The sequence below is a fragment of the Tolypothrix tenuis PCC 7101 genome, assembly GCF_963874875.1.
Lineage (GTDB): Bacteria > Cyanobacteriota > Cyanobacteriia > Cyanobacteriales > Nostocaceae > Aulosira > Aulosira tenue.
Map to the genome: position 1 here is coordinate 5,567,943 of NZ_CAWNJS010000001.1, position 11,725 is coordinate 5,579,667.

General features: G+C 39.6%; 2 protein-coding genes. Both read right to left on the minus strand.

Annotated features, from left to right (window positions below; all coding sequences use genetic code 11):
* Positions 1 to 17: 17 nt before the first annotated feature.
* Positions 18 to 5,816 carry a trifunctional serine/threonine-protein kinase/ATP-binding protein/sensor histidine kinase gene (locus AACU25_RS21990; RefSeq protein WP_096579273.1) on the minus strand — a complete coding sequence of 1,933 codons (5,799 nt, stop codon included), beginning with the start codon at positions 5,814 to 5,816 and terminating at the stop codon, positions 18 to 20.
* A gap of 61 nt (positions 5,817 to 5,877) precedes the next feature.
* Entirely contained in the window at positions 5,878 to 11,667 is a 5,790-nt protein-coding gene (locus AACU25_RS21995; protein WP_096579275.1) for a trifunctional serine/threonine-protein kinase/ATP-binding protein/sensor histidine kinase, read from the minus strand.
* Positions 11,668 to 11,725 lie beyond the last annotated feature (58 nt).

Sequence of the window (11,725 nt, forward strand, 5' to 3'; positions counted from 1 at the left end):
CAGGTAGATAAGTAGAGCTACAATTGACACGGTATCTCAATGATAAATTCAGTACCTTCACTGGGGATCGATTGGCAATACAACTTACCAGCATGAGTTTCCTCAACAATTTGTTTAGCGATCGCCAACCCTAAACCTGTGCCTTTACCTACAGCTTTTGTCGTAAATAAATTGTCAAAGATTTTGTGTTTTACTTCTTCACTCATCCCTTTACCATTATCAGCAATAGAGATTTTCACAGATTTATTTACTATTGATGTGGTAATTGTAATCGAGTTATGATGAGCTTTAATGTCCTCAAAACTCCGTCCGTGATTCGATTCATCTAATGCATCAATCGCATTAGCTAAAATATTCATAAATACCTGATTTAATTGCCCAGGGAAACATTCTATTTGGGGTAAATTACCGTAGTTAGTGATTACCTCAATTGCTGGATTTTGGTCGCTACCTTTGAGACGATGCTTGAGAATTAAGATTGTACTATCAATACCTTCGTGAATATTAAATAGTACTTTGTAATCTCTATCAGCACGGGAGAATGTGCGTAGGGAAGTGCTGATATTTTTTAATCTATCGCAAGCCATTGTCATAGAATCCAGCATTTTAGGTAGGTCTTCTATGGTATATTCCAAATCAATTTCTGACTCGTGGTCGAGGATTTCTTCAGTTTTCTCGCTTAAGGTTTCTTGATAGATTTTCAAGTGTTCGATAATATCGGCAAAGGTGGGTTTAGCTTGTTTGAGACTAGCAGCAATAAATCCTAAAGGATTATTCATTTCGTGGGCGACACCAGCAACTAAGTTACCTAATGCAGACATTTTCTCACTTTGGATAATTTGTAAATTCGCTTGTTGTAAAGCCAGTTCAGCTTGTTTACGTTCGCTAATATCCAACACCAATCCATCCCACACTAACGTACCATTGGCAAGTTTTTCTATGCGCGATTCTCCGCGAATCCACTTAGTAATTCCAGAGGGGGTAACAATTCGCCCTTCCCAACGCCAGGGAGTTAAGGTTTTAGCTGAATCTGCAATGGACTGACGATAAGCATCAACATCCTCTGGATGTGTCATATCCATGAGAATCTGCACATTGGCGATCGCTTCAGATGCAGTGATTTCATAGAGATTGTAACAGTCGCTACTCATGTAAGGCATTGACACCGAACCATCGGTCGCCATCAAAAATTGATACACCACCCCAGGAACGTTATCTACTAGATTATGGAAGCGGGATTGAGCAGTTTTTAACTCATGGAGCGATCGCTCTAATTGTTGGGCTGATTCCTGAGAACGTTCATAAAGTTGGGCATTTTCAAGAGAAATGGCGGTTTGTGTGCAGAGTAGGTTGAGGAGTTCGATGCGATCGCTGGTAAACGCTCTCTTGGCTAAATTATTTTCCAGATATAAAATCCCCAGCAACTTACCTTGATATAAAATTGGACTGCACAAAATACTTTGAGGCTGCTGACGGATAATATAGGGATCGTTGGCAAAGGTGATATCTGCGGTTACATCCAATAAGACAACAGTTTGTTGGCTGTGCTTGACTTTGTAAATCAGCTTGTGAGGAATATCCTGACTTTCTTCAACAGGAATTCTTTGCAACACCACTGGGTTTGTTCCTTGGGTAATTGAGCCTTTAATTAGCAGGCGGTTGTCTCGCAACAGCATTAACACACATTTATCAGCACCAGCATTTTCAATGACGATTCTAAGCAACGATGAAAGCAGTTTTTCTAGTTCGATTTCACCAGAGATAGTTTGAGATGCTGTGAGAATTGCTTTTAAATCTAGAGTATTTGAAACACTGCTGCTGCTGGATGTAGCAGCACTGGTGGAGGTGACAGTTCCCAAGGTGAAGATAGTTTCGTTAGTGGAAAACACAGAACGGCTTTGCTGTAATATGGGGGCGAGTAATTGGGGATAGTGTTTTTCTAAGTCGGCAACTTTGGCTTTTGCTCCCCATCGGGCATAACAATAGTAGGCTTCAATCATGTATTCTTGGGCTATACGCTGTTTGCCCCAATCAAGATAGAATTTTGCGGCGAGTTCGTTAGCTAGTGCTTCTTCTTGGATGTATTTGTTAGCTTTCGCCCCAGAAATTGCTTTGTCATAACATTCAGTTGCAGCGATTTTTTCATCCAAAACCCGATGACGTTCAGCCTCCACTAAATACCATTTGTGTAAGTGATTCATGGTTGCTGTTTGCGCCCATTGATGCAGAATAGTTTGATGGCTTTGCATCTGAACCAGAATGTCTGCTGACTCGCTTGGCGACTGACTGGGTAAGAGTGCTAGATGTGTGAGGGCAGCATAGAAGTGGAAAATGGGAATATGCACTGCTCCGGCTGCTGCCATAAAATAGGGCTGGATTTGGTGAATATAGTCAAGGGCATTCTGATAATTGCTAAACAAGTAGGCAAGCATCAGTTTGTAGACATAGCCATAAGCGATAGGTACGAGATCGTTATCTTGCTGATGCTTCGGCCACATTAATGTTTCATTGTAAAAAGTGCCAATCAAGCTATCGGGTTGACTGAATGTTTCTTGCAAATTCTCCACTACTTGACGCACTAGGTTTACTAAAATACAAGTCCCATCCTGTTTCACTTGGGTCAAAAAAAGACTGTAAGGAGGTAATTCGGCGGACAAAGTATCTAAGTCTACATTAGCGAACAGTGCCGTAAAAGCATAACCTTGCATGTTGTAGCCGGCGTAGAGAAAATTGCCAGTTTCCATACAACCTGTATAAGCTTCTTTCATCGTCAATAGTGTTGCTAAAAAAGATTGTTGGCGATGTTGGATAAAACTTCCAAAAATGCCTGCTACAAAGCACTTCATTGCCTGATTATTGAATTTTTCATGTAACGAGATAGCTAAGTAACCAAACTTGTAGCCAGTATCCACCTCATTAAAAAAAGCACATAACATCATGCCATGAATGGCATATCCTACGGTTGAGGCGGGATTATTACCAAATTGCAGCGATAAGCGTACCATTGTTGCACTCAACAGGGGTAGTAAACTCGGATTACCAACCAATATGGGGGCAAATAAAATTTTCAATAATTGCATTGCGGCGATCGCTTTGGGTTCACTCATGATGGGTAAGTCGATGAGTGACTCGATTTCTCTGCTGTTAAGTTGGGCTTGCAAGTCTTGTAAGGCTTGGCTAATCTTTGCTTCGTCTGCTTGTGTGGGTAAATCTATGCCAAATTCTGCTAGTGCGTCTCTGGCGATGGCGATCGCCTCTAACATCTGGCTGCGAGCTGATTGGGCTGCGATTTGAATTTCAAAAATCTTCACTTTGTCAAAAATCGTCTTTGCCTGCTGCAATACTAGTGCAGCCTGCTGTTCCATGCTCTCAAAATCACCATTTAAATAACTGACTTCGGCAGCTGCTACATACAAATTTAGGGCTAATTCATATTGTGTTTGCCAGCAATCGGACTCTAAAAGGGCGATCGCAATTTGGAAATACTCGGTAGCGGCGGTATAAGCAGTAGCAGTTTTCGCTTTTACCCCAGCTTGAAAGTTTAATTGGGCTAAGGTTTGGCGATCGTTTGCTTGAGTGATCAATCCCAGCCCTTGATTTAAATGCCCAACAATATCAAAGATTCTTTCTTCTTGCTCATTCTCTAACAATCGTTGTTGAAGTAAGCGTCCAATTTGTAGATGAGTTGCTTGTTTTTGGTCATCAGGAATCAGAGAATAAGCGGCTTGTTGCACTCGGTCATGTAGAAATTTGTAATTAACAGTTTGTTTATTTTCTGAAGTAGATGCTTGAGTTTCTTGCCCGACATAAAACTTATAAACATCACCAATCGGTAAGATTAATCCTTCTTGTAATGCTTTCCATAAACAAGCTGCTGTTTCAATTTCAGATTGTGATGAAACAATAGCCAAAGTTGTTAAATCAAAAGAATTGCCAATACAAGCTGCTAACTGCAATATTTCTTGTGTTGATGGCGGTAGTTTTTGCAATTGCAAACTCATAAAAGCCACAACGTTATCTGTAACTGTTTGCACCTTGACTTGAGAAATATCACATTGCCAACAGCCCAACTCAAAATCAAATTTAATCAGTCCATCTTGATATAATGATTTCAGAAACTGGGTAGCAAAAAATGGATTACCTTCTGTTTTTTGATGGATCAATACAGAAAAATTCCCTGCTAATTCTTCTGGACATTTGAGGGTGTCAGCCACTAACTTATTCACTTGTACATTACTTAAGGGAGCTAAGGTAATCGTGTTAATTATTACTTGTTTTTTCTGAATTTCACTCAATGTCAGCATTAATGGATGTGCTGGGTAAACTTCGTTATCACGATATGCACCAATGATGAAAAGATGACCAGTATCGGTCATTAATAGCTGCATTAACTTGAGTGATGCAGAATCAGCCCATTGCAAATCATCAAGGAATATTACTAAGGGATGTTCTTTAGTTGTAAAGACTTGGGTGAATTTTTGAAATAATAGATTAAATCTATTTTGGGCGGCTGTTCCTGATAATTCTACGGCTGGTGGTTGTTGACCAATAATGTTTTCTAATTCAGGTATAACGTCAATAATTACTTGTCCATTTTCCCCAATAGCCTCTAATATTTTACTTCTCCATTGTTGAATTTGGGCATCGCTTTCGGTCAATAATTGCCCCATTAAATCACGGAATGCTTGGACAAATGCCGAAAAGGGAATATTGCGTTGAAATTGGTCATATTTGCCTTTGATGAAATAACCGCGTTGTCTAACAATTGGTTTATGCACTTCGTTGACAACGGCGGTTTTCCCAATTCCCGAAAACCCAGCCACTAGCATCATCTCTGTTGTACCCTGGCTGACTCTTTCAAATGCTTCTAGGAGGGTTTGAACTTCACCTTCCCTGCCATATAATTTATCGGGAATGATGAAGCGATCGCACAAATCCCTTTGTCCAATCTCGAAACTTGGAATTTCCCCAGTTTCTCTTAACTGAGTTAAACATTTTTCTAAATCAAATTTCAAGCCTAACGCACTCTGATATCTATCTTCAGCATTTTTCGCCATCAACTTGCTGAAGATTTTTGAGATAGCCAAAGGGATATTTGGATGAATTTCATGTGCTAAAGATGGGGTTTTAGCAATATGAGAATGCACCAATTCCATCGCATCATTAGATGAGAATGGTAACTCACCTGTCAGCAATTCGTAGAAAGTTACACCCAGGGAATAAAAATCTGTGCGATAGTCAATCCCCCGATTCATTCTCCCGGTTTGTTCGGGGGAGATATAAGCCAGTGTTCCTTCTAAAACATTGGGGTTAACTAGGGTTTGAGTTTCTCTGGGTAGGAGAGAAGCAATACTAAAGTCAATTAATTTAACTTGTTTAGTTTCGGGATTAATTAAGATATTACTAGGTTTAATATCTTTATGAATAATTCGCTCGTGGTAAAGTAAATCTAAGATGTCACAGAGTGCGATCGCTATTACTAAAAACTCCTCTAAAGATGCGACACGCTGATTTTTCGTAAAATAATCCTTAAGAGAAATTCCCCCAAAGTCTTCCATAACTAACATATAGCCATTTTGCAGAGGTTCGAGGCTATAGGTTTGGATAATCAGAGGTGAAGTGAGATTTTTGCCGATGGTGTACTGGTTGCGAAATAACAACATTTCGCTAAAGCTGGGGTAAGGATTTTTCAGCAGTTTGGTCACTACTGCTACTGAATCGCTTTCTCTAACTGCGCGATAAACTATTGTTCTCGAACCGTTGTAGAGTTCTTCATTAATGCGGTATCCAGGAATACTGACAAGAGTGCTAACCATATTGCGCTCATCTAATATTTTCTCAATCTAGTATTCCCAGATAGATAAGTAGAGCTACAATTTACAAGGGAATCTCAATGATAAATTCAGTACCTTCTCCTAAAGCTGAGTTACATTTCAATTTTCCAGCGTGAGTTTCTTCGACAATTTGTTTGGCTATAGCTAATCCTAAACCTGTGCCTTTCCCGACAGCTTTAGTAGTAAATAAATGGTCAAATATTTTGTGTTTTACTTCTTCGCTCATCCCTTTACCATTATCAGCAATAGAGATTTTCACGTATTTATCTGCTATTGATGTGGTAATTGTAATGGAGTTAGGATGAGCTTGAATTTCTGCAAAAGTCCGTTCGTGATTTGATTCATCTAAAGCATCAATGGCATTAGCTAAAATATTCATAAATACTTGATTTAATTGCCCAGGAAAACATTCAACTTGGGGTAAATCACAGTATTTAGTTGTTACTTCAATCGCGGGACGTTGTTCGTTACCTTTGAGACGATGTTTGAGAATTAAAATTGTGCTATCAATGCCTTCATGAAGATTAAATGGCACTTTGTAATCTCTATCAGCACGGGAGAATGTGCGTAGGGAAGTGCTGATATTTTTTAATCTGTCGCAAGCCATGACCATTGCATTCATCATCTTCGGCAAGTCTTCTATGGTATAGTCTAGGTCAATTTCTGACTCATGGTCTTGAATTTCATCACTCTTGTCTGGAAAAGTTTGTTGATACAATTTGATGTGTTCACTCAAATCAGCGATTGTGGGTTGAGCTTGTTTGAGAGTTGCTGCAATAAAGCCCAAAGGATTATTCATTTCATGAGCCACACCAGCGACTAAGTTACCCAAGGCTGACATTTTCTCACTTTGCACCATTTGTAATTGGGCTTGTTGTAAAGCCAGTTCAGCTTGTTTACGCTCGCTAATATCCAGTAACAAGCCATCCCACACTAACGTCCCATCAACAAGTTTTTCGATGCGCGCTTGACCGTGAATCCATTTAGTAATTCCAGAGGGTGTAATAATTCGCCCCTCCCATAACCAGGGATTTAGGGTGATAAATGAATCTGCAACCGACTGATGATAAGATTCAACATCTTCTGGATGTCCCATATCTATGAGGATCTGCACATTGGCGATCGCTTCAGAAGCGGTGATTTCATAAAGTTCATAACAGTCGTTACTAATGTATGACATTGACACCGAACCATCGGGAAGCATCAGCAATTGATAAACCACCCCAGGAACGTTATCCACGAGATTATGGAAGCGGGATTGAGCAGTTTTCAATTCATGGAGCGATCGCTTTAATTGTTGGGCTGATTCCTGAGAACGTTTATAAAGTTGGGCATTTTCAAGAGAAATAGCTGCTTGAGCGCAAATGAGGTTGAGTAGTTCGATGCGATCGCTGGTAAACGCCCCCTTTGCTAAGTTATTTTCTAGATATAAAATCCCCAGCAATTTACCTTGATGCAAAATCGGACTGCACAAAATACTTTGAGGCTGTTGACGGATAATATAGGGATCGTTGGCGAAAGTGATATCTGCGCTTGCATCCAGTAGCACTAGAGTTTGTTGATTGTTTTTGACTTTGTTAATCAGCTTATGGGGAATATCTTGACTTTCTGCAATAGCAAAACTTTGCAACACAATGGGTTGTGTCCCTTGGGTAATTGCGCCTTGAATTAATAGATGATTGTCTTGTAGGAGCATTAACACACATTTATCAGCCCCAGCATTTTCAATCACGATTCTTAGTAAGGATGAAAGCAGTTTTTCTAGTTCGATTTCCCCTGAGATAGATTGAGACGCTTTGAAAATTGCTGTTAAATCTAGGGTATTTGAAACACTGCTGCTAGAACTGGAAGTACTGGTAGATGTGACAGTCCCCAAGGTGAAGATAGTTTCGTTAGTGGAAAAAAGCGAACGGCTTTGCTGTAATATTGGCGCAAGTAATTGGGGATAGCGGTTTTCTAAGTCAGCAACTTTGGTTTTTGCTCCCCATCGAGCATAACAATAATATGCTTCCTGCATATAACCTGCGGCAACTTTCTCTTTTTCCCAGTTGAGATAGAATTTGGCAGTTAGTTCGTTGGCTAATGCTTCTTCTTGAATGTAGCCGTTAGCTTTGGCCTGAGAAATCGCTCGGTCATAAAATTCTATAGCTGCGGTTTTATCACCTAAAACTCGATGCTTTTCCGCTTCCACTAAATAGAATCGATGCAACTGATTCATGGGTGCATAATTTGCCCACTGTTCCAGTGTCTCTTGATTTTTTGCTACCTGCTGTAAAGTCTGCTGTTGTTCTGTGGGTGAAGCGGTAGGATATAAAGCAAGTTGCACTAAAGAATCATACCAATTGAGCAATGAAATGTTAGTCGTTGCATATCCTGCAACAGAGTATGGTTTAGCTTTAATCGCACATTCCACTGCCAAATCTAGGACTTCAAACAGATAGCAAAGCGTCAGTTTGTTGACCCAAAAATTCCATAAACCATTGCCATCATTAGCTTGCTCATAGAATAGCAGCATTGACTTTTCATCGTAGGCTGTACCAACTAATTCCCAAGGTGTATTTGTTGGCTCGATTAAATTCAATACCACTTGGTGATAAAGATTGGTATAGTTCAGTGCGCTTTGTTGGTGAATTTTGACTAAAGCTGCACTGTAAATTGCCAATTCATTCGCTAATTTAGTTAATTCTTGACCGGCGATATAAGCTTGACAGCAATAAACGTAGGCAGCGTAACCAGCAAAAGCCAAATCCCCCGTATCCAAACCACTGGTATAGGTTTTGATTAATGGCTTGAGGGTGGCTGTAAGAGGTTCTTGCCAGTGGCTAATCAAATGATAAACGACAACAAGGATAAAGGCTTCGTATTCTCGATCGCGAAACTTGGATAGGACTTGCAATGCTAACTGACCAAATTCATAACCTGTGGGGATAGTTTGTATCTGCCCAGAAAGCATGAGTCCATACCCTGAGTAAGCTACAGCAGAAGCAGAGGTATTACCGTATTTTACAGACAGAGCAACTTCCTTGAGTATCACTAAGCGATGAAGCTGCGGTTTTGCCAGATAAGCAGGAGTCGTGACTTTAACTAAGACACGCAAGGCGGCTTGTAATTCCGGCTGCTGCATTTCTGGTAAATCAGCTAACTCAGCTACTGTTTTACCACTGAGGAGAGCTTGATTTTCCTGTAAAGCTAACATAAAATCTTCGTCTGTCGGTTCTGGGGGAAACTCAATGCCAATCGGCTGCAAAAATTGCATGGCTGTATCAATAGCCGCCAAGAACTTACTTTGGATTGTGTAGGCTTCAATTTTGACTTCGTAGACTTTGGCTGTATCAATGACTGCTTTGGCTTGTTGTAAAACTTCCTGGACAAAGTTTTCCATTAAGTCCAACTCGCCACTGAGATTGCTGGCTTCGGTAGCTTCGTTGTATAAGCTTAAGGTGAAATCATAGTCAGATTGCCAAGGGTTGGCGGGGAGTAAATCAATACTGATTTTTAGGTAAGCTAGTGCAGCCTTATAGGCGGTTGAGGCTTTGGCTTTTTTCCCGGCGATCAAATTTAAGCGGGAGAGTTGATGGCGTTCTTGTGGTTCATGGAATTGTTCAATGCCAATATTTAACTGATTAGCGATCGCAAAAACCTGTTCCTCTATTTCTGCTTCTGGTGTGTTTGACCACAATAAACGACCGATTTTGACATGGGTTGTCTGTTTTTGTGCTTCTGGGATTAATGAGTAAGCCGCTTGTTGGACGCGATCGTGTATAAATTTGTATGTAACAGTTTGTTGATTAGTCGATATGTTTACTAACTTTTTTTGCCCGACATAAAACTTATAAACATCACCAATTGGTAAAATTAAACCTTCTTGTAATGCTTTCCATAAACAAGTTGCTGTTTCAATTTCAGATTGTGATGAAACAATGGCTAAAGTTGCTAAATCAAAAGAATTACCAATACAAGCAGCTAATTGCAATACTTCTTGAGTTGATGGCGGTAATTTTTGCAATTGCAAGCTCATAAAAGCCACAACGTCATCTGTCACCGATTGCATTATCACTTGGGAAATATCACATTGCCAACAGCCTAACTCAAAATCAAATTGAATCAGCCCATCTTGATGTAATGCCTTGAGAAATTGGGTGACAAAAAATGGATTACCTTGCGTTTTTTGAGAAATTAATACAGAAAGATTCCATGCCAATTCTTCTGGACATTTAAGGGTATTAGCAACTAATTGATTTACTTTTACTTGACTGAGTGGTGCTAAAGTAATTGTGTTAATTGTGGCTTGTGTCTTTTGAATTTCACTCAAAGTCAGCATTAATGGATGTCCAGGATGAACTTCGTTATCACGATATGCACCAATAATGAAAAGATGACCTGTATCCGTCATTAATAGCTGCATTAACTTGAGTGATGCAGAGTCAGTCCATTGTAAATCATCCAGGAATATTACTAGGGGATGTTCTTTGCTGCTAAAGACTTGGGTGAATTTTTGAAATAATAGATTAAATCTATTTTGGGCTGCTGTTCCTGATAATTCTATCGCTGGTGTTTGTTGACCAATAATTTTTTCTAATTCGGGGATAACGTCAAGAATTACTTGTCCATTTTCCCCAACAGCCTCTAATATTTTATGTTTCCATTTTTCTAGCTGGGTATCGCTTTCAGTTAATAATTGCCCCATTAAATCACGGAATGCTTGGACAAAAGCAGAGAAGGGAATATTGCGATTAAATTGGTCAAATTTACCTTTAATAAAATAGCCGCGTTGTCTAACAATTGGTTTATGTACTTCGTTGACAACCACAGTTTTACCAATTCCAGAGAAACCAGCCACCAGCATCATTTCTGTTGCACCAAGGCTGACTCTATCGAAGGCTTCTAGTAGGGTTTGAACTTCTGTCTCTCTGCCATATAATTTATCGGGAATGATGAAGCGATCGCACACATCCCTTTGTCCAAGCTCAAAGCTTTTAATTTCCGCAGTTTCTTTTAACTGAGTTAAACATTTTTCTAAATCAAATTTCAATCCTAATGCACTCTGATATCTGTCTTCAGCATTTTTCGCCATCAACTTCTTGACGATTTCTGAGATAACTGAGGGGATATCTGGATTAATTGCGTGTATGAATGGTGCTGTTTTCGCAATGTGAGAATGTACCAATTCCATCGCATCCTCAGACTGGAACGGTAACTCGCCTGTCAGTAATTCATAGAAAGTCACACCTAAAGAATAAAAATCTGTGCGGTAGTCAATACCCCGATTCATTCTCCCGGTTTGTTCTGGAGATATATAAGCCAGTGTTCCTTCTAAAACATTGGGATTGATTAATGTTTGAGTTTCTCTGGGTAATAATGATGCAATACTAAAGTCGATTAATTTAACTTGTTTAGTTTCGGGATTAATTAAGATATTGCTGGGCTTGATATCTTTGTGGATAATCCGCTCATGGTAGAGTAAGTCTAAGGTGTCACAGAGTGCGATCGCTATTACTAAAAACTCCTCTAAAGATGCGAATTGCTGATTTTTCGTAAAATAGTCCTTGAGAGAAATTCCCCCAAAATCTTCCATAACTAACATATAGCCATTTTGCAGGGGTTCAAGGCTATAGGTTTGGATAATCAGGGGTGATGTGAGATTTTTGCCGATGGTGTACTGGTTGCGAAATAACAACAATTCACTAAAGCTGGGGTAAGGATTTTTCAGCAGTTTGATCACTACTGCTACTGAATCGCTTTCTCTGACTGCGCGATAAACTATTGTTCTCGAACCATTGTAGAGTTCTTCACTAATGCGATATCCAGGAATACTAACAAGATTATTAACCATATTGCGCTCATCTGATATTTTCTCAATCTAGTATTCCCAGATGTCTGTAATTTATTTT

Bases quoted from the DNA above. Each gene is read 5' to 3' on its own strand.
- AACU25_RS21990 (WP_096579273.1), bottom strand. From the start codon at position 5,816: ATGGTTAGCACTCTTGTCAGTATTCCTGGATACCGCATTAATGAAGAA.
- AACU25_RS21995 (WP_096579275.1), bottom strand. From the start codon at position 11,667: ATGGTTAATAATCTTGTTAGTATTCCTGGATATCGCATTAGTGAAGAA.